The 23,511-nt window shown below is 72.0% G+C and carries 20 protein-coding genes and 1 pseudogene; 9 read left to right on the plus strand and 12 right to left on the minus strand.

All coding sequences use genetic code 11. The annotated features are described in order from the left end of the window. The first annotated feature begins 145 nt into the window (after positions 1 to 145). Positions 146 to 736: a glycine-rich domain-containing protein gene (locus ACFY1T_RS08695; RefSeq protein WP_390787566.1), complete on the plus strand. Its 591-nt coding sequence runs from the start codon at positions 146 to 148 to the stop codon at positions 734 to 736. Between the two features lie 338 nt (positions 737 to 1,074). Here the strand turns inward: ACFY1T_RS08695 and ACFY1T_RS08700 are convergent. Then, a pseudogene (locus tag ACFY1T_RS08700) lies at positions 1,075 to 1,653 on the minus strand (ATPase, T2SS/T4P/T4SS family); the annotation flags it as partial. Next, a complete protein-coding gene (ssd, locus tag ACFY1T_RS08705; RefSeq protein WP_390787893.1) occupies positions 1,650 to 2,837 on the minus strand; it encodes a septum site-determining protein Ssd in 1,188 nt (395 codons plus the stop codon). The gene ssd and the pseudogene ACFY1T_RS08700, both read right to left, overlap by 4 nt. A gap of 528 nt (positions 2,838 to 3,365) precedes the next feature. On the opposite strand from ssd, the gene ACFY1T_RS08710 reads away from it, so the two are divergent. Further along, positions 3,366 to 4,202 carry an HAD-IB family hydrolase gene (locus tag ACFY1T_RS08710; protein ID WP_359174957.1) on the plus strand — a complete coding sequence of 279 codons (837 nt, stop codon included), beginning with the start codon at positions 3,366 to 3,368 and terminating at the stop codon, positions 4,200 to 4,202. Positions 4,203 to 4,724: 522 nt separating this feature from the next. On the opposite strand, the gene ACFY1T_RS08715 is transcribed toward ACFY1T_RS08710, so the two are convergent. Then, on the minus strand, positions 4,725 to 5,546 hold the full coding sequence (locus tag ACFY1T_RS08715; protein ID WP_390787567.1) for an oxidoreductase: 822 nt from the start codon (positions 5,544 to 5,546) through the stop codon (positions 4,725 to 4,727). Between the two features lie 109 nt (positions 5,547 to 5,655). Here ACFY1T_RS08715 and ACFY1T_RS08720 point away from each other — a divergent pair, with 109 nt between their 5' ends. Then, the gene (locus ACFY1T_RS08720) at positions 5,656 to 6,675 is read left to right on the plus strand and encodes an ATP-binding protein (RefSeq protein WP_390787568.1); all 1,020 of its coding nucleotides are present in this window, start codon (positions 5,656 to 5,658) and stop codon (positions 6,673 to 6,675) included. On the opposite strand, the gene ACFY1T_RS08725 is transcribed toward ACFY1T_RS08720, so the two are convergent. Continuing rightward, positions 6,629 to 7,936 carry a hypothetical protein gene (locus ACFY1T_RS08725; RefSeq protein WP_390787569.1) on the minus strand — a complete coding sequence of 436 codons (1,308 nt, stop codon included), beginning with the start codon at positions 7,934 to 7,936 and terminating at the stop codon, positions 6,629 to 6,631. The genes ACFY1T_RS08720 and ACFY1T_RS08725 overlap by 47 nt on opposite strands. A 232-nt stretch (positions 7,937 to 8,168) precedes the next feature. On the opposite strand from ACFY1T_RS08725, the gene ACFY1T_RS08730 reads away from it, so the two are divergent. The 5 genes from ACFY1T_RS08730 (at position 8,169) to ACFY1T_RS08750 (ending at position 16,051) form a co-directional block, all read left to right on the plus strand. After that, a complete protein-coding gene (locus tag ACFY1T_RS08730; RefSeq protein WP_390787570.1) occupies positions 8,169 to 10,676 on the plus strand; it encodes a SulP family inorganic anion transporter in 2,508 nt (835 codons plus the stop codon). 214 nt (positions 10,677 to 10,890) lie between these two features. Next, on the plus strand, positions 10,891 to 12,888 hold the full coding sequence (acs, locus tag ACFY1T_RS08735; RefSeq protein ID WP_390787571.1) for an acetate--CoA ligase: 1,998 nt from the start codon (positions 10,891 to 10,893) through the stop codon (positions 12,886 to 12,888). 228 nt (positions 12,889 to 13,116) lie between these two features. Next, positions 13,117 to 14,550 carry a Na+/H+ antiporter NhaA gene (gene nhaA / locus ACFY1T_RS08740; RefSeq protein WP_390787572.1) on the plus strand — a complete coding sequence of 478 codons (1,434 nt, stop codon included), beginning with the start codon at positions 13,117 to 13,119 and terminating at the stop codon, positions 14,548 to 14,550. 86 nt (positions 14,551 to 14,636) lie between these two features. Beyond that, entirely contained in the window at positions 14,637 to 15,095 is a 459-nt protein-coding gene (locus ACFY1T_RS08745) for a phage holin family protein (RefSeq protein WP_390787573.1), read from the plus strand. Next, positions 15,092 to 16,051, plus strand: a complete 960-nt coding sequence (locus ACFY1T_RS08750) for an alpha/beta fold hydrolase (RefSeq protein ID WP_390787574.1) — start codon at positions 15,092 to 15,094, stop codon at positions 16,049 to 16,051. The genes ACFY1T_RS08745 and ACFY1T_RS08750 overlap by 4 nt, the downstream gene beginning before the upstream one ends. 411 nt (positions 16,052 to 16,462) lie before the next feature. Here the strand turns inward: ACFY1T_RS08750 and ACFY1T_RS08755 are convergent, their stop codons facing one another. The 3 genes from ACFY1T_RS08755 to nth all read right to left on the minus strand — a co-directional run bounded on the left by ACFY1T_RS08755 (position 16,463) and on the right by nth (position 19,471). Next, positions 16,463 to 17,665 carry a MarP family serine protease gene (locus ACFY1T_RS08755; protein ID WP_030866164.1) on the minus strand — a complete coding sequence of 401 codons (1,203 nt, stop codon included), beginning with the start codon at positions 17,663 to 17,665 and terminating at the stop codon, positions 16,463 to 16,465. Positions 17,666 to 17,678: 13 nt separating this feature from the next. Further along, positions 17,679 to 18,437: an NUDIX hydrolase gene (locus ACFY1T_RS08760; protein ID WP_390787575.1), complete on the minus strand. Its 759-nt coding sequence runs from the start codon at positions 18,435 to 18,437 to the stop codon at positions 17,679 to 17,681. A 146-nt stretch (positions 18,438 to 18,583) separates the two neighbouring features. Continuing rightward, positions 18,584 to 19,471: an endonuclease III gene (gene nth, locus ACFY1T_RS08765; RefSeq protein WP_390787576.1), complete on the minus strand. Its 888-nt coding sequence runs from the start codon at positions 19,469 to 19,471 to the stop codon at positions 18,584 to 18,586. Positions 19,472 to 19,727: 256 nt separating this feature from the next. Here nth and ACFY1T_RS08770 point away from each other — a divergent pair, with 256 nt between their 5' ends. After that, positions 19,728 to 20,402 carry a Crp/Fnr family transcriptional regulator gene (locus ACFY1T_RS08770; RefSeq protein WP_003981529.1) on the plus strand — a complete coding sequence of 225 codons (675 nt, stop codon included), beginning with the start codon at positions 19,728 to 19,730 and terminating at the stop codon, positions 20,400 to 20,402. 123 nt (positions 20,403 to 20,525) lie between these two features. On the opposite strand, the gene ACFY1T_RS08775 is transcribed toward ACFY1T_RS08770, so the two are convergent. From ACFY1T_RS08775 to ACFY1T_RS08795, 5 genes are all read right to left on the minus strand, one after another. Beyond that, positions 20,526 to 20,816 (minus strand): hypothetical protein, encoded by a 291-nt coding sequence (locus ACFY1T_RS08775; protein WP_030866169.1) that lies wholly within the window; start codon positions 20,814 to 20,816, stop codon positions 20,526 to 20,528. Then, entirely contained in the window at positions 20,813 to 21,658 is an 846-nt protein-coding gene (locus ACFY1T_RS08780; RefSeq protein WP_390787577.1) for an MBL fold metallo-hydrolase, read from the minus strand. Before ACFY1T_RS08780 ends, ACFY1T_RS08775 begins: the two co-directional genes overlap by 4 nt. Continuing rightward, a complete protein-coding gene (locus tag ACFY1T_RS08785; protein WP_390787578.1) occupies positions 21,655 to 22,554 on the minus strand; it encodes an NUDIX hydrolase in 900 nt (299 codons plus the stop codon). Before ACFY1T_RS08785 ends, ACFY1T_RS08780 begins: the two co-directional genes overlap by 4 nt. Positions 22,555 to 22,834: 280 nt before the next feature. Next, positions 22,835 to 23,305: a RidA family protein gene (locus ACFY1T_RS08790; RefSeq protein ID WP_030866174.1), complete on the minus strand. Its 471-nt coding sequence runs from the start codon at positions 23,303 to 23,305 to the stop codon at positions 22,835 to 22,837. After that, positions 23,302 to 23,463, minus strand: coding sequence for a DUF4177 domain-containing protein (locus ACFY1T_RS08795; protein ID WP_007264966.1), 162 nt, complete (start codon positions 23,461 to 23,463; stop codon positions 23,302 to 23,304). The genes ACFY1T_RS08790 and ACFY1T_RS08795 overlap by 4 nt, the downstream gene beginning before the upstream one ends. Positions 23,464 to 23,511 lie beyond the last annotated feature (48 nt).

The raw sequence follows: 23,511 nt of genomic DNA on the forward strand, positions 1-23,511 counted from the left end.
AGCCGAACGTCTGGGCCCACGACATTCGCGACCCGTCCTGCCGGCCCCCGGCCGGCGCTCGCTGACTCCCGCCCGCTGCCTGCAGTCCCTCAGCGGGCCCGGGCGGGTCCATCGCACCATCGGAATCTCACCGAGGAGCAATGCCATGAGTTCTCCTGCCTGCGGCAACCGCCCCACGCCTCCCCCGCCGCCCTGCGACGCCAAGGGGCCCGTCGCTCCCCCCGGAGCCACCCTCACCGCGATCCGGCCCCTGACCGCCCGGGACCTGCTGACCGAGCAGGCGTTCACCGGCCTGGTGGCCACCGTCCGGGACAACAACCCGGGCATGGAGCAGCCGCTGGCCGAGCGGATCGTCGTCGAGGGGGTCGCGTTCATCGCCACCTGCGCCGCCAACCCGGGGAAGCGCCTCGCCCCGTCCCCGGTCGTCGACGAAGGCTGGCACGCGGCCATCCTCCACACCAAGCTGTACGCCGAGCTGTGCGCGCGGCTGGGTGGGTTCGTTCACCACTTCCCCGAGCGGCCGAACAACCCGACCGGGTTCCGCCCCGACGTCATCGAGTACACCCTCGACACCATGCGCGCGACCGGGTACGAGCCCGACGTCGAGCTGTGGGCCGGACCGACGGAGACCACGGTCACCGTCGGCGGGCAGACCTGGCACACCCCGATGCCCGGCGGCTGCGGCCCGATCAACCCGGGTGGCTGCGCCACCCACGGCGGCGGCGAGGAGGAGTAGTTTCGGCGCACGCCGACGAGAGGGTGAGGGCATGACTAGCAGTGAGGCTTACGAGCTGCACGCCGCCATGAGGCAGTACGGGATCCCTGGGGTTGTGGCCCCGGTGAATCCGCACCGCCACGATGGCAGGTGGATGGTGGTCGACGAGGATGGTCAGGTTGTGACGGCTTCGGTCCAGGCCCGGGTGGCGGCGGCACGCTCGAGGCGCCCTGCGCGGGGGTTCATTCTCTCGCGGTGACCCGAACAGGTAGCCCCGGCCGGATGCGTCTGGCCGGGGCTTCGTCGTGGCTACGCTGCGCAATGTATCGCTTGAGGCGTCACAGCTCAGATTCCGGGTTGCCGGTGCCGGTTCCTCCGGAGACGAGGAACGACAGCCGGGCCTCGACCATGTCCGCGAGCAGCCGCTGCCCGCCGGGCGGCAGCGTGCCCGCTTCGACCAGCTCGTCCAGCGTGAACGCCCTCGGCCGCACCACCCGCAGGGACAGGCAGGCCGAGCCGACCGCCACGGGCGGCAGCACGGCGTGCAGCCGGGTGCCGTCCGGCATCCGGGCGTCCACCCAGGGCCGGGCGTCGTCCAGGCGCCGGCCGGCGACGGCGGCCAGCCGCTGGGCGAGCCTGCGCACGGCATCGGCGTCGGCGAAGGTCACCCCGGTCAGCTCGAGCCCGCCCCCGCGGTCCACCCACACCCGGTCCGGGGCGGCCACCAGGACGTCGGTGACCTCCGGGTCGGCGAGCAGGGCCTCCAGCGGCCCGGCGCCGACCAGCTCGGACCGCAACTCGGCCGCCACCCCGAGCACTTCCGCGTCTCCGAGCAGCCGGCCCTGTGCCCGCAGGGCCGCCGCCACCCGGGCCGGGGTCGGCTCCGCCCCGCTCTCGGCCAGCCGCCGGCGCACCGCGTCCAGGAGCACGGCGCTCATGCCGTCACCCCCTGGGCGGGGCCGAGCGCCCGCCGCCAGAAGCCGTCGCAGAACCGGGCCAGCGCTCCCCGGCCCTGCCCGCCCGGCGGTTCCCCCTCGGCGACCCGCCCCGGGAGCCCCACCTCGACCGGCACCTCCCCGGCGAGCGGCACCCCCAGCAGCCCGGCCACCGCCTCCGCGTCGAGCCCGCCCGGACAGCGGCCCCGTACGACCACGCGGACGTCCCGGGCCACCATCCGCACCCCGGCCGCGACCCGGCCCGCCGCGGCCACCGCCCGCAGCTCGCCCGGCACCACCATCAGCACCAGATCCAGCTGGGCCAGCGCCTCGGCCACGGCTTCGTCCACGCGCCGGGGCAGGTCGACCACCACCACCCCGCCCCGGCGGCGTGCGGCGGCCAGCACCGAGCGCATCGCCGCGGGCGGCACCACCACCCGGTCCCCGCGGTCCCAGCTGAGGACCCTCAGGGCGTGCAGCTCCGGCAGGGACTCCTCCAGCGCTCCGGCGCCCACCCGGCCCCGCGAGCCCGCGAAGTCCGGCCAGCGCAGTCCCTCGGCGTTCTCGCCCCCGAGCAGGACGTCCATACCGCCGCCGAGCGGATCCCCGTCGACGAGGATGGTCCGCTCCCCGGCGCGGGCCGCCCGGAGGGCGAGGGCGCACGCGAGGGTGGAGGCTCCGGCCCCGCCGCTGCCGCCGATCACTCCGACGGCGAGGGCCGGTTTGCCGGCGCCCTCCACCACATCGGCGATGCGGTCGACGAGCCGGCTCTCGGCGTCGGGGAGCCGGAGCACCTCCTCGGCGCCGATCTCCACCGCCCGCCGCCACACGAGGGGATCGTCCGGATCCCGGCCGACGAGCAGCACCCCGCCCCGACGCGGAGCGCCCCGCACCCGGCGGGCGGCGTCATCCCCGACGAGCACGAGAGGCGCGGACTCCCATCCGACGTCCCCGCCCGCCTCCAGGGCTGCTACGGAACCGCTTTCGCCCCTCCCGGCACCCCCGTCGCCACCGCCTCCGCTTTGCTCGGGCACCGCATGGTGCACATGCGGCTCGGCGCCCGCGGCCGCGCACAGCCGCAGCAGATCGTCGAGCAGCAGCGGGTCCTCGGTGACGATCAGCGGCCGCCCGCCACCGGGCACAGCCCCGTCCGGAGCACCCGATGGCCTGATTCCGCCTGCCTCCACGCGCTCCGGCAGTTCACACGACTTCGATCCAGCCACGATCTCCGCCCCCTTCTCACTGCAAATCCCGGCACCGCGGACTTCGCGGCCGGAATCACCGTGAGGCCATCCGGAAAAAGAAGTGGATCTTGCCCGAAAACTGTGGACAACAGGAGCCCTGTGAATAACTCCATCACCCCAACAGGTGAGTTCACAGCGCGGCGGAACCACTACGCAGCGTCACGAGTCTGGAAGGGTGAGGGCCTTCGCCGCGCAGGGCCCACCGAGGAAGGGGGGCCGCGGGAATGGTCACTTGGGGCCGAAGGCAGGGACGCGAACCGCGTCCGGACATGCGACGACCCCCGCCGGGGGGGAGAGCGGGGGTCGTCCCCACGGTCCGACTCGGGGGGGGGAGGAGCCAGACCGGGTTAGCACGGTCGCGAACGATCCGTGACTTCCATGGTGTACCCGAGAGCCTTCTCAGGCAAACCCACGCGCCACACCTTACGCCGAATGGTGGGCGCATATGCTCGGTGCGTGGAAATCCAGCCCTTGCCGCACTCGTCGCCCCGCACCGCAGCCTTCTTCGACCTGGACAAGACGGTCATTGCGAAGTCAAGCACTCTGACGTTCAGCAAGTCCTTCTACCAGGGCGGCCTGATCAACCGCCGCGCCGTGCTGCGCACCGCCTACACCCAGTTCATCTACCTGGTCGGCGGCGCCGACCACGACCAGATGGAACGGATGCGTGAGTACCTGTCCTCGCTCTGCAAGGGGTGGAACGTCCAGCAGGTGCGGGAGATCGTCGCCGAGACCCTGCACGACCTGATCGACCCGCTGATCTACGACGAGGCCGCCTCCCTGATCGAGGCCCACCACACGGCCGGCCGCGACGTGGTGATCGTCTCGACGTCCGGCGCCGAAGTCGTCGAGCCCATCGGCGAGATGCTCGGCGCCGACCGGGTCGTCGCGACGCGCATGGTCATCGGCGAGGACGGCTGCTTCACCGGCGAGATCGGGTACTACGCGTACGGGCCGACCAAGGCCGAGGCGGTGCGGGAGCTCGCGGAGTCCGAGGGGTACGACCTCGCGCGGTGCTACGCGTACAGCGACTCCGTGACGGACATCCCGATGCTGGAGGCGGTCGGGCACCCGCACGCCGTCAACCCCGACCGGGCGCTGCGGCGGGAGGCGGTGGCCCGGGAGTGGCCGGTGCTCGTGTTCAACCGGCCGGTGCGGTTGAAGCAGCGGCTGCCGGGGCTGTCCATGCCGACGCGGCCGGCACTGGTGGCCGCGGCGGCCGTGGGCGCGGCAGCCGCCACCGCGGGGCTGGTGTGGTACGCCAGTCGGCGACGGGCCAGCGCACTGGCCGCTGCCGCCTCCGCGTGACCGCCTCCGCCTGACGGCCTCCGCCTGACCGGCTCGCGGCGGGCGGGACCGCCTCCGCCTGACCGACTCGCGGCGGCGCCGTCCGGCGCCGCCGCCCGGTGCCCCGGCGGGATGGCACCGCCCCTGAGCTGCACGAACAATCCCTGTCCGGTTCGCCCCACGGTGTCCTGGAAAGTAAAAAAAGCAGGCAGGGGTTCCGCTTGTCAGCGAAGCGGAGTACAAAGGAGTCAACGGCCCGCGAGACCAAAGAACATCCGAGAGGATCATCTTTAAAACGCAGTAAGGCCCACGGACCGAAGCATGAACGCCGAGCACCCACGCGACGTCGACCCGTCGATTACGGGCCAGCCGCACCAGGTGACGGGCAAAGTTCCCGACCTGATGGGCAACCATCGAGGACGCTTGGTAACTGGGCGTGAATGCCAGCGGCGACACCAAAGCAAGACGGTGTCGCCGCAACCCTGTGCCGGGACGGAACACCGGGCGACAGAGCGCCCGGGCGCGACGCCACGGCGGAACCGGTTACGCCGCGCCGCGCTGCAGGGCCTCACAGACCGCCGTCGACTCGCGGACACCCAGCTCGATCGCCCGGCCGCAGTGCGCGATCCACGCCGCCATCCCCTCCGCGGTCCCCGAGACGTAGCCCTCGAAGGCCGCCAGGTAAGCGTCCCGCCCCTGCTCCGCGTGGCCGACCTCCGCAGGGCAGATCGCCTTCGGGTCCAGACCGCTGTTGATCAGTACGATCCGCTCCGCGGCCCGCGCGACCAGCCCGTTGTACGAGCCGAACGGCCGCAGCGCCAGCAGCTCGCCGTGCACCACCGCCGAGGTGATCAGCGCCGGGGCCGAGCCGCCCGCGATGATCAGCCGGGACAGGCCGTCCAGCCGGCCCGCCACCTCCTGCGCACTCGGCAGCGGCGCGGTGACGAACGGTTCGTCCACCGGCTCGCCCGCCAGTCGCGGGCGGCCCACCACGTCGCCCTCGGCGGTCGACCCCGATGCCACCAGGTGCAGACGCGCCAGCACCCGCAGCGGCGACTGCCGCCAGATGCTCAGCAGTTGCCCGGCCTCCGCCGTCAGGCGCAGCGCCGCGCCCACCGTGCGCGCCTCCGCTTCCGCCCCGAAGTCGGTGCGGCGGCGCACCTCCTCCAGAGCCCAGTCCGCCCCGGACAGCGCCGCGCTGCCGCGCGCGCCGCGCAGTGCGGCCTCCGAGGTGATCTCCCCGCTGCGCCGGCGCATGACCCGGTGGCCGTAGACCCGGTCCACGGCCTTGCGTACGGAATCCACGGATTCGGCGACGCCCGGGAGCGAACCGAAGGCGGCCAGCGGGTCAGAAGCGCTACTCATAAGTAAGGAGCCTACGCACTGCGGGTCCGTAGCACCGACCCCTCCTTGGAGTGGTCTTCTTCACTTACAAGCACCACGCAAAGCGACAAGGCCGCTACTCTTGGTGAACATGAAGATCGCTTTCGTGGGAAAGGGCGGCAGCGGCAAGACGACCCTGTCCTCCCTCTTCATCCGCCACCTCGCAGCCAATGAAGCCCCCGTCGTCGCGGTGGACGCCGACATCAACCAGCACCTGGGCGCCGCCCTCGGACTCGACGAGGACGAGGCCGCCGCGCTGCCCGCCCTGGGCGCGCACCTGCCCCTGATCAAGGAGTACCTGCGGGGATCCAACCCGCGCATCGCCTCCGCCGACACGATGATCAAGACCACCCCGCCGGGGACCGGCTCGCGCCTGCTGCGGATCACCGAGGACAACCCGGTGTACGAGGCCTGCGCGCGGACGCTGATGTTCGACGGGGAGCCCGTACGGCTGATGGCCACCGGCCCGTTCACCGAGTCGGACCTCGGGGTGGCCTGCTACCACTCCAAGGTCGGGGCGGTGGAGCTCTGCCTCAACCACCTGGTCGACGGCCCGGACGAGTACGTCGTCGTCGACATGACCGCGGGCTCCGACTCCTTCGCCTCGGGCATGTTCACCCGCTTCGACATGACCTTCCTGGTCGCGGAGCCGACGCGCAAGGGCATCTCCGTCTACCGCCAGTACAAGGAGTACGCGCGGGACTTCGGGATCGCGCTCAAGGTCGTCGGCAACAAGGTGCAGGGCACGGACGACATCGAGTTCCTCCAGGACGAGGTCGGCGAGGACCTGCTCGTCACCGTCGGGCACTCCGACTGGGTGCGGGCGATGGAGAAGGGCCGCCCCGCGGCTTTCGAGCTGCTCGAAGCGAGCAACCGGCTCGCCCTCCAGGCCCTCCAGGACGCGGCGGACGACTCGTACGCCGACCGCGACTGGGAGCGGTACACCGCGCAGATGGTCCACTTCCACCTGCGGAACGCGGAGAGCTGGGGCAACGCCAAGACCGGGGCCGACCTGGCTGCCCAGATCGACCCCGGTTTCGTCCTGCGGGAGAGCCCGGAGTTCCCTACTCCTCGCCCGACTCCTCTTCGGCCGGCTCCGCAGCCGGCTTGACCGCGGGGGCGGCCGGCTTGGCCGGCGGCCCCGCCGTCAGGAACTTCGTCCAGCCCTCCTTGGGCGCCTCGCCGACGTCGAGGCCGCGCATCCACTCCAGGGTCTTCGGGTCCTGGGCGTCCAGCCAGTCCACCAGCTCGCGGAACGGCACGCAGCGGACCTCCTTCTGCGTGCACATCGACTCGATCGAGTCCTCGACGGCCTTCATGTACGTGCCGCCGTTCCAGGACTCGAAGTGGTTGCCGATGATCAGCGGGGCCCGGTTGCCGGTGTAGACCCGGTCGAAGGCCTGCTGGAGGCCCTCGCGCATCTGCTCACCCCAGTACGCGTGCTGCGAGGGGTCGCCCTGCGTGGTCGTACCGGACTGGTTGACCAGGTAGTTGTAGTCCATGCTCAGCGTGTCGAAGGCACGGCCGGGCATGGGCACGAGCTGCAGCGGGACGTCCCAGAGCCCGTCCGTCTTCTTCGGCCAGATCTGCTTGCTGATGCCGCTGGAGTCGTAGCGGAAGCCCATGTCCTTGGCCGCCAGCATGAAGTTCTTCTGGCCTTCGAGGCAGGGGGTGCGGGCGCCGATGAGCTCCTTGTCGTAGTCGAAGGGGAGCGGCTCCATGCCCTTGAGGTCCGGCGTGTTCGTCTTCCAGCTCTTGACGAACGACTTGGCCTGGTTGATCTCGCTCTTCCACTCCGGCACGGACCAGGTGCCGACGCCGCCGTCGGGGCCGCAGAAGTGGCCGTTGAAGTGCGTGCCGATCTCGTTGCCTTCGAGCCAGGCCCCGCGGACCTGCTCGGCCGTGTCCTTGATGCCCTGGACATCGCCGAAGCCGATGTCGGAGCGGCCGGACTCGTGCTGCGGGGCCGTATAGAGGGAACGTTTCTCCTCCGGGAGCATGTACACGCCGCTCAGGAAGTACGTCATCCGGGCGTTGTACTTCTTGCCGACCTCGCGGAAGTGCGAGAAGAGCTTCTGGCTGTCCTCGCCGGCCCCGTCCCACGAGAACACCACGAACTGCGGCGGCTTCTCGCCGGGCTTCAGCTTCTGCGGCTTCCGTACGTTCGGCTGCGCGCCCGTGTACGCCGTCGAGCCGTCGCCGATGGGCCGGTTGACGCTCCCGGGGGCGGCCTCCGGTGCCGCCGCGCCCTTCTTGCCGTTCGGGCTGCCGGGGGACGGCTTGGCGGGTCCCGAGGTGCTGCACCCGGCGACGCCCAGCACCAGCGCCGTGGCGACCAGGCCGCCGGCGATCTTCTTCGTGGCGGCGATCATCCGTCCACCTCTCCTCGCAGTTCCATCGCGGGTCTTCCGTGCCGCAACGTCCCATGCGGTCCGCCGTGAAGATGATGTGACAAGCCGTACAAAATGCTTAATCACCCCTGGGCGCTAATTTCTAGGCCATTTGCCCCCATTCCCTATCGCGATCCTTTACTCTCCATTACCTTTCATTTACTGAGTGTTGAGACTCCCGCCGCTTCATCCCTCCGCAGAGGAGACGGGACCTATGACAGCCACCTCCCCCAAGGCCGAAGGCGCGCCGCACAAGGGCCATCGCGCCGATCTCCACGCCGACCTGTCCGCATCCCTGACCGTCTTCCTGATCGCCCTGCCGCTCTCCCTCGGCATCGCGCTCGCCACCGGCGCCCCGCTCCAGGCGGGGCTGGTGGCCGCGGCCGTCGGCGGGATCGTGGCCGGGCGCCTGGGCGGCACACCGCTGCTGGTGAGCGGACCCGCGACGGGACTCACCGTCGTCACCGCCGAGTTGATCCAGCGCTACGGATGGCGCACCACCTGCGCCATCACCGTGCTCGCCGGCTGCTGCCAGCTCGGGCTCGCCGCGCTGCGCACCGCCCGCTCCGCGCTCATGGTCAGTCCGGCCATCGTGCACGGCATGCTCGCGGGCGTCGGCGTCACGATCGCGCTGGCCCAGCTGCACATCGTCCTCGGCGGCACCCCCCAGAGCTCCGCCCTCGCCAACGTCCTGGGTCTGCCGGGCCAGTTGGCGAACCTGCAGCCGGCGGCGGTCGGCATCAGCGCCCTGACCCTGGTCGTCCTGCTCGGCTGGCCGCGGGTGCCCGGCCGGATCGGGCTCGCGCTGCGCAAGGTGCCGGCCGCGCTCGCCGCCGTGGCCACGGCCACCGCGTTCGCCGCGCTGTCCGGGCTGACCCTGCCCCGGGTGGACCTGCCGTCCTGGCGCAGCCACGCCCTGCCCGAGCTGCCCGAGGGCCCGGTGCTCGGCATCCTCGCGGCCGTCCTGACGGTCACCCTGGTCGGCAGTGTGGAATCCCTGCTGTCCGCGGTCGCCACCGACAAGCTGATCGCCTCGCAGCGGCGTACGGGCCAGCGCCCGCCGCGCGCCGACCTCGACCGGGAACTGCGCGGTCAGGGCGCGGCGAACGTGCTGTCCGGGCTGCTGGGCGGGCTGCCCGTCGCGGGCGGGGCCGTCCGCAGCGTGGCCAACGTCAAGTCCGGGGCCGTGAGCCGCCGGTCGGTCATGCTGCACGGGCTCTGGATCCTGCTCGCGGCCGCCCTCCTCGTCCCGGTCCTCGACCTGATCCCGCTCGCCGCGCTGGCCGCCCTGGTGATGGCGCTCGGCGTGCAGATGGTGAACGCCACGCATCTGCGGACGGTCACCCGGCACCGCGAGATCGCCGTGTACGTGACGACGATCGCGGCCGTGGTGCTCGGCGGGGTCCTGGAAGGGGTCGCCGTCGGCATCGCGGTGGCCGTCGCGATCGCCCTGCACCGGCTGGCCCGGACCCGGATCACGGTCGAGGTGCAGGACGGTGTCCACCGGGTCTGGGCGCGCGGACAGTTGACCTTCCTCGCGGTACCGCGGCTGAGCCGGGTGCTGAACCAGATCCCGCCCGGCGGGCGGGTGGTGGTGGAGCTGGACGGCTCCTTCATGGACCACGCGGCGTACGAGACGCTCCAGGACTGGCAGCACGCCCACCTGGTGCACGGGGGCTCGCTGGAGGTCACCGGCCGCTCCACCACCCGGATGACCGGGGCGGACCGCGCCGACCGGGCCCACCAGGGACATCAGGCGCACCAGCCGCACCGCGGCGATCAGCGCTCCCACCACCGAGGGGCCCATCGCGGCGGCCACCAGTGCTGCCGCCCCTGGACCCCGTGGATGAACCACTGCGACCACCGGCCGGCGGCCGAGCCCACGATCCCCGGCGCTGCGGCGGCCCCCGACGCGCTGGAGGCCATGGAGGCCCCCGCTCCGGCCCCGGCCCCGGCCCCGCGCCGACGGGGCGCCGGCCAACTGGCCAGCGGGATCAGCGCCTTCCAGCGGGACACCGCACCGCACGTCCGCGAGGAGCTGGCCCGGCTGGCCCGGGAGGGGCAGCGGCCCTCCCAGCTCTTCCTGACCTGCGCGGACTCCCGCCTGGTGACCAGCATGATCACGGCCAGCGGCCCCGGCGACCTGTTCACGGTGCGCAACGTCGGCAACCTGGTCCCCCTGCCGGGCGCCGAGGCCACGGACGACTCGGTCGCGGCGGCCATCGAGTACGCGGTGGACGTGCTCAAGGTGGACAGCATCACGGTGTGCGGGCACTCGGGCTGCGGGGCCATGCAGGCGCTGCTGAACTCCACGCCCGGGGGCCCGATGACCCCGCTGCGCCGCTGGCTGCGGCACGGGCTGCCCAGCCTGGAGCGGATGGCCAGCCGCCACCACGCCTGGGCCCGGATCGCGGGCCGGCTCCCGGCGGACGCGGTGGAGCAGCTGTGCCTGACCAACGTGGTGCAGCAGCTGGAGCACCTGCGGGCGCACGAATCGGTGGCCCGGCGGCTCGCGGAGGGCACGCTGGAGCTGCACGGGATGTACTTCCACGTGGGCGAAGCGCAGGCCTACCTGCTGTCGGAGGGCGAGGACTTCTTCGACTGCCGGGTCTTCGACAGCGTCGGGCACCAGGCCGGGGAGCACGCCGAACCGCATGGCGTACCGCAGGCCGGCCGGAACCTGGGGCAGCACGCCGGACAGCACGTCGGGCAGCACGCCTGAAAGAGATGACCGGATGATGACCGAATCGCCGTGACCGGCGGATCCTGATCATGGACGCGAACGAACCGGTAACCTCCGGTATCCGTGTCACAGAGTGGCCCCTTCCCGCACCCTGCAGCGGGAAGGGGCCACTCTGCACGTCCGCCCGGCCGTGATATAGGTCTAAACCAATTTTCGGCTACCCCTTGTCACCAGGGCCGCTGACTGATGAGCTATGCCCGGGGACACAACGGACACCCTGGGAAAGGGAGATGTCGTGAGCAACGAAAGCCTGGCCAACCTGTTGAAGGAGGAGCGCCGATTCGCTCCTCCCGCCGACCTGGCCGCCGCCGCGAACGTGACGGGGGCTGCGTACGCACAGGCCGACGCGGACCGGCTGGGCTTCTGGGCCGAGCAGGCCCGCCGCCTGACCTGGGACACCGAGCCGACCGAGACGCTCGACTGGACCAACCCGCCCTTCGCCAAGTGGTTCGCGGACGGCAAGCTGAACGTCGCGTACAACTGCGTGGACCGGCACGTCGAGGCCGGCAACGGCGACCGCGTCGCCATCCACTTCGAGGGTGAGCCCGGCGACAGCCGCTCGATCACCTACGCCGAGCTCAAGGACGAGGTCTCCCGGGCCGCCAACGCCCTGACCGAGCTGGGCGTCCAGGCCGGCGACCGGGTCGCGGTCTACCTGCCGATGATCCCCGAGGCCGTCGTCGCGATGCTCGCGTGCGCCCGCGTCGGCGCCGCCCACTCGGTGGTCTTCGGCGGCTTCTCCGCCGACGCCGTGGCCTCCCGCATCCAGGACGCCGACGCCAAGCTGGTCATCACCGCCGACGGCGGCTACCGCCGCGGCAAGCCCAGCGCCCTCAAGCCGGCCATCGACGAGGCCGTCGCCAAGTGCCCGCAGGTCGAGCACGTGCTCGTCGTCCGGCGCACCGGCCAGGACACCGCGTTCACCGAGGGCCGCGACGTCTGGTGGGACGAGATCGTCGGCCGCCAGTCCGCCGAGCACGCCCCGCAGGCCTTCGACGCCGAGCACCCGCTGTTCATCCTGTACACCTCGGGAACCACGGGCAAGCCCAAGGGCATCCTGCACACCTCCGGCGGCTACCTCACGCAGGCCTCGTACACCCACCACGCCGTCTTCGACCTCAAGCCGGAGAGCGACGTCTACTGGTGCACCGCCGACATCGGCTGGGTGACCGGGCACTCGTACATCGTCTACGGACCGCTCGCCAACGGCGCCACCCAGGTGATGTACGAGGGCACGCCGGACACCCCGCACCAGGGCCGGTTCTGGGAGGTCGTGCAGAAGTACGGCGTCACCATCCTCTACACCGCGCCCACGGCGATCCGTACGTTCATGAAGTGGGGCGACGACATCCCCGCGAAGTTCGACCTGTCGAGCCTGCGCGTGCTGGGCTCGGTCGGCGAGCCGATCAACCCCGAGGCCTGGATCTGGTACCGCAAGCACATCGGCGGCGACCGCTGCCCGATCGTGGACACGTGGTGGCAGACCGAGACCGGCGCCATGATGATCTCCCCGCTGCCGGGCGTCACGGAGACCAAGCCGGGCTCCGCCCAGCGCGCCCTGCCCGGCATCGGCGCCACCGTCGTGGACGACGAGGGCCACGAGGTCCCGAACGGCGGAGGCGGCTACCTGGTCCTCACCGAGCCGTGGCCGTCGATGCTGCGCACCATCTGGGGTGACGACCAGCGCTTCGTCGACACCTACTGGTCCCGCTTCGAGGGCAAGTACTTCGCGGGCGACGGCGCCAAGAAGGACGACGACGGCGACATCTGGCTGCTGGGCCGCGTCGACGACGTGATGCTGGTGTCCGGCCACAACATCTCGACCACCGAGGTGGAGTCGGCCCTCGTCTCGCACCCGTCGGTCGCCGAGGCGGCCGTGGTCGGCGCCAAGGACGAGACCACCGGCCAGGCCATCGTCGCCTTCGTGATCCTGCGCGGCAGCGCCTCCGAGACCGACACCCTGGTCGGCGAGCTGCGCAACCACGTCGGCGCCACGCTGGGCCCGATCGCCAAGCCGAAGCGGATCGTCCCGGTCCAGGAACTGCCGAAGACCCGCTCGGGCAAGATCATGCGGCGCCTGCTGCGCGATGTCGCCGAGGACCGCGCGGTCGGCGACGTCACGACCCTGGCCGACTCCTCGGTCATGGACCTGATCCAGAGCAGGCTGCCGTCCGCCTCCAGCGAGGACTGAGAACGACCCTCCCGGGACGGACCCGAGCTGCACCGACCGAGTGAAAGGGGCATCCGGCGCGTCGCGCCGGATGCCCCTTTCGCACATAAAGTGAAGATCGCCGGATACGTCCCCGCGCAACCCTGTAAAATATGCGAAGCGTAAAAATGCAAGTCCACAGGGTGCGCCGGGAAGTCTGGTCGGCAACGAGTTCCACCATGCCGTCCAACCCACCCGGAGGTGTCCCCCGTGGCCGCGCCCAGCCCCACCGACCGCCACAGCCGCAGGTTCCTCGGCAGGCTCTCCCTGCCCGAACGGCGCTTCGTGGCCGACGCCCTGCGCGCCGAGACCGTCGGCGGCGTGCTCCTGCTCGTGGCCGCCATCGCCGCCCTGCTGTGGGCGAACATCCCCGCCCTCTCCGGCAGCTACGCCGCCGTCAGCGACTTCCACATAGGCCCCGCCTCCCTCGGCCTGGACCTGTCGATCCAGCACTGGGCGGCCGACGGGCTGCTGGCCATCTTCTTCTTCGTCGCCGGCATCGAGCTCAAGCGCGAGCTCGTCGCGGGCGATCTGCGCGACCCCAAGGCGGCCGCCCTCCCGGTGATCGCCGCCGTCTGCGGCATGGCGATGCCCGCGCTGGTCTACGTACTGGTCAACACGGCGGGCGGCGGCTCGATGAGCGGCTGGGCCGTCCCGACCGCGACCGACATCGCCTTCGCCCTCGCCGTCCTGGCCGTCATCGGCACCTCACTGCCGTCCGCGCTGCGCGCCTTCCTGCTGACCCTCGCCGTCGTCGACGACCTCTTCGCCATCATGATCATCGCGGTGTTCTTCACCAGCGAGATCGACTTCCTGGCCCTCGGCGGCGCGGTCCTGGGCCTGGTCGTCTTCTGGTTCCTGCTCCGCAAGGGCGTCCGCGGCTGGTACGTGTACGTCCCGCTCGCCCTGGTCATCTGGGGCCTGATGTACAACAGCGGCGTCCACGCCACCATCGCCGGCGTGGCCATGGGCCTGATGCTCCGCTGCTCCCGCAGGGAAGGCGAGGAGACCTCCCCCGGCGAGCACATCGAGCACCTCGTGCGGCCCGTCTCGGCCGGCCTGGCCGTCCCGCTCTTCGCGCTGTTCTCCGCCGGGGTCTCGCTCTCCGACGACGCCATCGCCCAGGTCTTCACCCGGCCCGAGACCCTCGGCGTCGTCCTCGGCCTGGTCGTCGGCAAGGCCGTGGGCATCTTCGGCGGCACCTGGCTGGCCGCCCGCTTCACCAGGGCCGAACTCAACGAGGACCTGGCCTGGCCCGACGTGCTCGCCGTGGCCTCCCTCGCCGGCATCGGCTTCACCGTCTCGCTCCTCATCGGCGAGCTCGCCTTCACCGGCGACGAGACCCTCACCGACGAGGTGAAGGCCGCCGTCCTGTTCGGCTCCCTCATCGCCGCCGTCGTCGCGAGCGTCATGCTCAAGCTCCGCAACCGCACCTACCGGGCCCTCACCGAGGACGAGGAGCGCGACGAGGACCTCGACGGCATCCCGGACATCTACGAGCAGGACAAGCCCGAGTACCACCTGCGGATGGCGAAGATCTACGAGGCGAAGGCCGCGGAGCACCGGCGCAGGGCCGAGGCGGCCACGGCCGCCGCGCTCGAAGCGGCCACCGGGTCCAGCGCCGAGCGCGACCGTCCGGCATGATCTGAACTGACGCCGTGCCGGGCGAAGGACAGCCGCCGCGCAGGGCGTCGACAGCAGACGACGGCAGATGACAGAGGGAGAGAGCGATGAGCGCAGTGGACCAAGGGGCGCAAGGAGCCGAGCGCACACTCGGCCAGCTGGTCGCCTCGGCCACCGCCGAGATGTCCGCCCTGGTGCACGACGAGATCGCCCTCGCCAAGGCGGAGATCCGCCAGGACGTCAAGCGCGTGGGCATCGGCGGCACCGCCATCGGGATCGCAGGGGTGTTCGCCCTGTTCGCCCTCCCCGTGCTGAGCTTCGCCGCGGCGTACGGGATCCACAACCTCGGGCTCGGGCTGGCCTGGTCGTTCCTCATCGTCGGCGTGGCGTTCCTGCTGCTCGCGGGCTTGCTGGCGCTGATCGCCGTATCGAAGTTCAAGAAGGTCAAGCCGCCGGAGAAGACCATCGCCTCCGTCAAGCAGACCGCGGCGGTCGTCGGGACGCTCAAGCCCCACTCGCGGTCGGTGAGTGACCAGGCCGTGGGTGTGGCACGCTCGTCCTCATGACAGCGCCCTCACCGGACTCCAGCACTCCGCCCACCGCCGCGACGGCGGTCCGGATCGATGTGCCCGGCGGGAGGGCGGTGACCCACCGGGACGTCGCGGCCAACGGGGCCCGGTTCCACGTGGCCGAGATGGGCGACGGACCGCTGGTCCTGCTGCTGCACGGCTTCCCGCAGTTCTGGTGGACGTGGCGGCACCAGCTGACCGCGCTCGCCGACGCCGGGTACCGGGCGGTCGCGATGGACCTGCGCGGGGTGGGCGGCAGCGACCGCACCCCGCGCGGCTACGACCCCGCGAACCTGGCGCTGGACATCACCGGGGTCGTACGGTCCCTCGGCGAGCCGGACGCCGCCCTCGTCGGGCACGACCTGGGCGGCTACCTCGCCTGGACCGCGGCCGTGATGCGGCCCAAGCTGGTGCGCAGGCTCGTGGTCTCCTCGATGCCGCACCCGCGGCGCTGGCGCTCGGCGATGCTCTCCGACTTCGGCCAGACCCGGGCCAGTTCGCACATCTGGGGCTTCCAGCGGCCGTTCATCCCGGAGCGGCAGCTCGTCGCCGACGACGGGGCGCTCGTGGGCGAGCTGATCCGGGAGTGGTCCGGTCCTCTGCCGCCCGCGGAAGAGGACCTCGAGGTGTACCGGCGCGCGATGTGCATCCCGTCCACCGCGCACTGCTCGATCGAGCCGTACCGCTGGATGATGCGGTCCATGGCCCGGCCGGACGGGCTCCAGTTCAACCGCCGGATGAAGCGGCCGGTGCGCGTGCCGACGCTGCACCTGCACGGCTCGCTCGACCCGGTGATGCGGACCCGGAGCGCGGCCGGCTCCGGGGAGTACGTCGAAGCCCCGTACCGGTGGCGGCTGTTCGACGGCCTCGGGCACTTCCCCCACGAGGAGGATCCCGCGGCCTTCTCGACCGAGCTGGTGAACTGGCTGAAGGACTCCGAGCCGGACCGCTGAGCCGACGGGATCTCAGCTGACCAACCATCAGTACGACTGTCTTACGAACATTCAATTGCCTGGCGCATAGGCCAATTGGCCGCCCCGGACGGGGTTACCGACCTTGGGGCCCGGGCACAGCTCGTTGTATGGGCTGGACGCACGACTACGGTGACACCGCACGCGAACGCCGCCCGGCAGCGACGCCGGGCACGCACGGGAGGACGGGCCGGGACGGCCACGACCCCCGACTCGGGATTCCACGCATCCTGCGCCGCCGGGCCCGCTGGGTCTCGGCACGCCTGCGGCATCCACGGACGTAGACAGGGCCGTGGACACGGACGTGGCGCCGGCCGCGCCCCGTCCCGTACGGGCCCGCGCGGGCCCGTACGGATCACGCGGGCCCGTACGGATCACGCGGGCCCGTACGGATCAGAGGGCGCAGCCCTGGCTGTCGGCCCGCCGGTCGGAGACCTTCCCGATCCGGATGTCGTCGCGGACCTCGTCCGCCGTCAGCGCGTACCCGGTGTTCGGGTCGTCGAGCGACTTCGCGAAGACGACCCCGTACACCTTGCCGTCGGGCGTCAGCAGCGGCCCGCCGGAGTTGCCCTGGCGGACGGTCGCGTACAGCGAGTAGACATCGCGGCGGACGGTGCCCCGGTGGTAGATGTCCGGACCGTTGGCGTTGATCCGGCCGCGGACGCGCGCCGCGCGGACGTCGTACGCGCCGTTCTCCGGGAATCCGGCGACGATCGCGTCGCTGCCGCTCGTCGCGTCCTTGTCGGTGAACTCCAGCGCGGGCGCCTTCAGCTTGGGCACGTCCAGTACGGCGATGTCGCGCTCCCAGTCGTAGAGCACGACCTTGCCGTCGTAGAGCTTGCCCTCGCCGCCGATCTGCACGGTCGGCTCGCCGACCCCGCCGACGACGTGCGCGTTGGTCATGACCTTGCCGGGCGCGAAGACGAAGCCGGTGCCCTCCAGGACCTTGCTGCAGCTCGGCGCGGTACCGACGACCTTCACGATCGAGCGCTTGGCCGCCTCGGCGACGGGGCTGCGGGCGAGCGCCGGATCGGGCGCCTTCACCTCGGTGATCGGCTCGTTCGAGAACGGGCTGAAGACCTGCGGGAAGCCGCTGCGCGCGAGGGTGGAGCTGAAGTCGGAGAACCAGGTGTTGGCCTGGGCGGGCAGCACCCGCGAGACGCCCAGCAGCACCTTGGAGTTGCGTACTTCCTTGCCCAGCGTGGGAAGTGACGTCCCGGCGAGGGCGGAGCCGATCAGCCACGCCACGAGCAGCATCGCGACGACGTTGACCAGGGCCCCGCCGGTCGCGTCGAGGGCGCGCGCCGGCGACCACGTGATGTGGCGGCGCAGGCGGTTGCCCAGATGGGTGGTGAAGGCCTGCCCGATCGAGGCACAGACGATGATCACGACGACGGCGATGACCACGACCGTGGTGGACACCTGGGTGCCGTTGTCGGTCACCCGGTCCCAGACCAGCGGGAGCAGGGACACGGCGATGAGACCACCGCCGAGGAAGCCGATCACCGACAGGATGCCGACGACGAACCCCTGGCGGTAGCCGACGATCGCGAACCACACGGCGGCGAGCAGCAACAGGATGTCCAGCACGTTCACGAGGGTCACCGTCTCATGCGCGCCAGTCGAGCGGGACCTGCCTCGATCGGTCCCACGGCAGCTCCCATCCGGCGAAATGCAGGATCCGGTCGATCACTCCGGCGGTAAAACCCCAGACCAGAGCCGATTCGACGGTGAAAGCGGGCCCCAGGTGGCCGCTCGGGTGGACGGCCGTGACCCGGTGATCGGGATCCGTGAGATCGGCCACGGGAACCGTGAAGACGCGGGCGGTCTCGGCCGGGTCCACGGCGCCGACGGGGCTGGGGTCGCGCCACCAGCCGAGCACCGGGGTCACGACGAACTCGCTGACCGGGATGTACAGGCGCGGCAGGACGCCGAAGAGCTGGACGCCCGCGGGATCGAGCCCGGTCTCCTCCTCGGCCTCGCGCAGGGCGGCCCGCAGCGGGCCGGTGGTGTGCGGATCGCCGTCCTCCGGGTCGAGGGCGCCGCCGGGGAACGAGGGCTGGCCGGCGTGCGAGCGCAGGGTTCCGGCGCGCTCCATGAGCAGCAGCTCGGGGCCGCGGGGGCCTTCGCCGAAGAGGATCAGCACGGCGGACTGGCGTCCCCGGCCGTCCTCGGGCGGCAGGAACCGGCTGAGCTGGGTCGGCCGGACCGTCCGCACCGCCTCGACGACGGGACCGAGCCACCCGGGCAGGCCCTGGGTGCTGACGCGCAGGGCGCCCTGGTCCTCGTACGGGTCCTGAGCCCCGCCCCGCCGCGGCGGCGCGGCCGCCTGGGTCACACCGCTCTCGTCCCGCGCTCCGCGCGTCATAGGCACCCCTGCTCCCTGCCGTCGCCGACACCGTCGCCGTCCCGATACGGGGACAACGCGGCCCCGGGCCGGATTGGTTCCTCCGCGGGCCGCCGTGCGGCGGCCCGCGGCCGTGCTGCGTGCTTCTGCCGTCCCGCGTTCCGGTCTCAGGGGCCGGCCGGTGCCGCCTCGGCGGCCTCGGCGCCCCGGCCCGCGCCCAGCGGCGTGGCCGGGAGGCCCGGGTAGTCCGGCGGCGGGCTCAGCCGCTGTCCGGGCTGGCCGCCCTTCTCGTACTTGAGCAGCTTCAGTGCCTTCTCCGGGTCCGTCTCGCCCTCCCCGTACGCCGGACAGAGCGGGGCGATCGGGCAGGCTCCGCAGGCGGGCTTGCGGGAGTGGCAGATCCGGCGGCCGTGGAAGACGACGCGGTGCGAGAGCATCGTCCACTCGCTCTTCGGGAAGATCGCGCAGATCTCCGCCTCGACCTTCTCCGGGTCCTCCTGCTCCGTCCACTTCCAGCGGCGCACCAGCCGGCCGAAGTGGGTGTCCACGGTGATCCCCGGGACTCCGAACGCATTGCCGAGGACCACGTTGGCCGTCTTGCGGCCGACTCCCGGGAGCTTCACCAGGTCCTCGATCCGGCCCGGCACGTTCCCGCCGAAGTCGTCCCGCAGGGCCTGCGAGAGGCCGAGGAGGGAGCGCGCCTTCGCCCGGAAGAACCCGGTCGGCCGGATGATCTCCTCCAGATCCTCGGGCACGGCCGCGGCCATGTCCTCGGGGGTCGGGTAGGCGGCGAACAGGGCCGGGGTCGTCTGGTTCACGCGCAGGTCGGTGGTCTGCGCGGAGAGGACCGTGGCGACCAGCAGCTCGAAGGGGTTCCGGAAGTCGAGCTCGGGGTGGGCGTACGGATAGATCTCGGCGAGCTCGCGGTTGATGCGGCGGGCCCGGCGCACCATCGCCAGATGCGATTCCGGTTTCTTGGCCGAACCTTTGCCCTGGGAGCTCGGCGGGGCCGTCCGGCGCTTCCCGGGCGTCTTCTCGGGGGCTTGTTCGCCCACAGCTGAATTGGGCCCGCCCGTCACTCCTGCGGACCCCTTGGCCTGTGCTCTCACCGGCTTGTTGGACACCCGGCCAGCCTAAGGCCGGGCGCCGACACCCGCCTGGACCTCAGGTAACACCACTCTGATTGGCCTCTCACCGCACAGCACGGGCGTACGTCCGGCATCCTTGGTAGTGATTGATCGCACTGTTTGAGCCGTCCGGCAAAATGGGGGACCAGGTCCCCCTGAGCCGGTCGACATAGGAGAGACACTCGTGGACGACGTTCTGCGGCGCGCCCCGCTCTTCGCGGCGCTCGATGATGAGCAGGCCGCGGAGCTCCGCGCCTCCATGGGCGAGGTGACCCTCGCACGCGGTGACGCCCTGTTCCACGAGGGCGACCCCGGCGACCGGCTGTATGTCGTGACCGAGGGCAAGGTGAAGCTGCACCGCACCTCCCCCGACGGTCGCGAGAACATGCTGGCCGTCCTCGGCCCCGGTGAGCTGATCGGCGAGCTCTCGCTGTTCGACCCCGGCCCGCGTACCGCCACCGCCACCGCCCTGACCGAGGTCAAGCTGCTCGGCCTCGGCCACGGCGACCTGCAGCCCTGGCTCAACGCCCGGCCCGAGGTCGCGACCGCGCTGCTGCGCGCGGTGGCACGGCGCCTGCGCAAGACCAACGACCAGATGTCCGACCTGGTCTTCTCCGACGTCCCGGGCCGCGTCGCCCGCGCCCTCCTGGACCTGTCGCGCCGCTTCGGCGTGCAGTCCGAGGAAGGCATCCACGTCGTGCACGACCTGACGCAGGAAGAGCTGGCCCAGCTGGTCGGCGCCTCCCGCGAGACGGTCAACAAGGCCCTCGCGGACTTCGCGGGCCGCGGCTGGCTCCGCCTGGAGGCCCGCGCGGTCATCCTGCTGGACGTGGAGCGGCTGGCGAAGCGGTCGCGCTGACCGCGCTCCGGATGTGCGTGGAGGGGTCCTGCCCGGTCGGGCGGGGCCCCTCTGGCGTCTCCGGGCAGGGGCGTCGGAGCCGTCGCCGCGCAAGGGCGTCCGAGCCGTCGCGGCTTGAGGCCGTCAGACCTCGGTCAGCGCCTCGACCGCCTGCTTCGCCTCCAGCAGACCGGCCCCGGTGATCCGCCGGTAGACCTTGATGGCCTCCACGGTGCGGCCGTCGCGCACGAGCGCCCGTACCTCGTCCAGCCCCGCCGGCTCCGGCTCCTCGATGCCGAAGTGGTCCAGGAGCAGGCCCAGCCGGCGCTCCAGCCGCTCCGAGCGGCGCTCCAGGGCCTTCATGCGCAGGGTCACCGAAGAAGTGATCCACGCGGCCGTGGCGATCAGCGCGAGCAGCAGGAAAAGCGTGTTCATTCGGGTCCCCCCGGGATCAGTCCGTGATCTTGAAGGTACTCCAGCTGCGCCCGTACGGACCATTCCGCGGCCGGCCACAGCGAGCGGTCCACGTCCGCGTAGACGTGGGCGACCACCGCCGCCGGGGTCGTGTACCCGTCCTCCACGGCGGTCTCGACCTGCGCGAGCCGGTGCGCGCGGTGGGCCAGGTAGAACTCCACCGCTCCCTGCGCGTCGTCCAGGACCGGCCCGTGGCCCGGGAGCACCGTGTGCACGCCGTCGTCGACCGTCAGCGAGCGCAGCCGGCGCAGCGAGTCCAGGTAGTCGCCGAGGCGGCCGTCGGGGTGGGCCACGACGGTGGTGCCGCGGCCGAGGATCGTGTCCCCGGTCAGGACGGCGCGGTCGGCGGGCAGGTGGAAGCAGAGCGAGTCGGCGGTGTGGCCGGGGGTCGCGACCACGCGCAGCTCCAGGCCGCCGGTGCGGATCACGTCCCCGGCGCCGAGCCCTTCGTCGCCGAGGCGCAGGGCCGGGTCCAGCGCGCGGACCTTCGTACGGGTCAGCTCGGCGAACCGGCCCGCGCCCTCGGCGTGGTCGGGGTGGCCGTGGGTGAGGAGGGTCAGCGCGATCCGCTTGCCGGCCTGCTCGGCGGCCGCCACGACGGCCCGCAGGTGGGCCTCGTCCAGCGGGCCGGGGTCGATGACGACGGCCTCCGCGGAGCCGGGCTCCGAGACGAGCCAGGTGTTGGTGCCGTCCAGGGTCATCGCGGAGGCGTTGGGCGCCAGGACGTTGACCGCGCGGGCGGTGGCGGGCCCCGAAGTGACGATTCCTCGGGGCTGTCCGGGCAGAGCGGCGGCGTTCGTCACGGGGTGCCTCCGAGTCGGACGTGCTTGGTGAACTCGTCGTGGCCGGGCCAGCTGAGCACCAGCTCGCCGTTCTCCAGCGTGGCCTCGGCCAGTACGGGGGTCAGGTCCTGGGCGGTGGCCGCGGTGAGGGCGTCCACCGCGCTCCCGTACGGCTCCAGGGAGCGCAGCGTGGAGATGGTGGGCGGCATCATCAGCAGCTCGCCCTCGTCGTACCCGGCGGCGGCGTCCGCGGGGCGGATCCAGACGGTCCGGTCGGCCTCGGTGGAGGCGTTGCGGGTGCGCTGCCCCTCCGGGAGGGCGGCGACGAAGAACCAGGTGTCGTAGCGGCGGGGCTCGAACTCCGGGGTGATCCAGCGGGCCCAGGCGCCGAGCAGGTCGGAGCGCAGGAGCAGGCCCCGGCGGTCGAGGAAATCGGCGAAGCTGAGCTCGCGGGCGACGAGGGCCGCGCGATCGGCCTCCCAGTCGTCGCCGGTCGTGTCGCCCACGACGGTGTCGGGGGACTCGCCGGCGAGCAGGACGCCGGCCTCCTCGAAGGTCTCGCGCACGGCGCCGCACACGATCGCCTGGGCGGTGCGGGGGTCGGTGGCGAGGCGGGCGGCCCATTCCTCCCGGCCAGGACCGGCCCAGCCGACGAGGTGGTCCTCGTCGCGGGGGTCGACCCCGCCGCCGGGGTAGGCGTACGCGCCGCCCGCGAAGGCCATGGAGGCCTTGCGGCGCAGCATGTGCACGGCGGGTCCGGCGGGGGTGTCGCGGAGCAGCATGACGGTGGCGGCCCGGCGGGGTTCCACCGGGACGAGGGAACCGTCCATGAGCGCGCGGATGCGGTCGGGCCACTCCGGCGGGTACCACTGGCCTCCGGCGGGGGGCTGCTGCTGACCGTGCTGACCATTCGGCATGTCGGGATGCTACGGGTATCCGGCCCGATGTTCGAGAGCCCCCCGGGGCGGGCCCGGACGGGTGTCGGACCGGGTGGAGGGGGACTCCGGGTCGCGGGAGCCGGACGCGAACGGCCCCGGCGGACCGCCGGACGGAGTCCGGCGCGGCGGCACGGAGCCGGCGGGGCCCGCCAGGGCCGAAGTGCGCGCGTGGCGCGTCAAGCGGGGGTACGGCGCACCGAGAAGGGGCGCGGCGCGTCAGGAAGGGCCCGTCGCGTCGGGACGGGACGGGCGCATCCGGTCAGGAAGCGGAAACCTCGACCTGGAGCTCGACCTCGACCGGGGCGTCCAGCGGCAGGACCGCCACGCCGACCGCGCTGCGGGCGTGGACGCCCTTCTCGCCGAGCACCTCGCCCAGCAGCTCGCTCGCACCGTTCAGCACGCCCGGCTGGCCCGTGAAGTCCGGGGCCGAGGCGACGAAGCCGACGACCTTCACGATGCGCTCGATCTTGTCGAGGTCACCGATCACGGACTTCACCGCGGCCAGGGCGTTCAGCGCGCAGACCGCGGCCAGTTCCTTGGCCTGCTCCGGCGAGACCTCGGCGCCGACCTTGCCGGTCACCGGCAGGCTGCCCCGGACCATCGGGAGCTGCCCCGCGGTGAAGACGTACGAGCCCGACCGCACGGCCGGCTGGTACGCGGCCAGCGGCGGGACGACGTCCGGCAGGGTCAGGCCGAGCTCTGCCAGCTTCGCCTCGACAGCGCCGCTCATGCCTTCTCCCGCTTGAGGTAGGCCACGAGCTGCTCGGGGTTGTTGGGGCCCGGCACGACCTGGACGAGCTCCCAGCCGTCCTCGCCCCAGGTGTCCAGGATCTGCTTGGTGGCGTGGACCAGCAGGGGGACCGTCGCGTATTCGAACTTCTTGGTCATGGGGGCGAGCGTAACGCGTGAGACAGAGGGCTCATGCGCAGCCCGAGG

The sequence above is a fragment of the Streptomyces sp. NPDC001194 genome, from assembly GCF_042896985.1.
Lineage (GTDB): Bacteria > Actinomycetota > Actinomycetes > Streptomycetales > Streptomycetaceae > Streptomyces.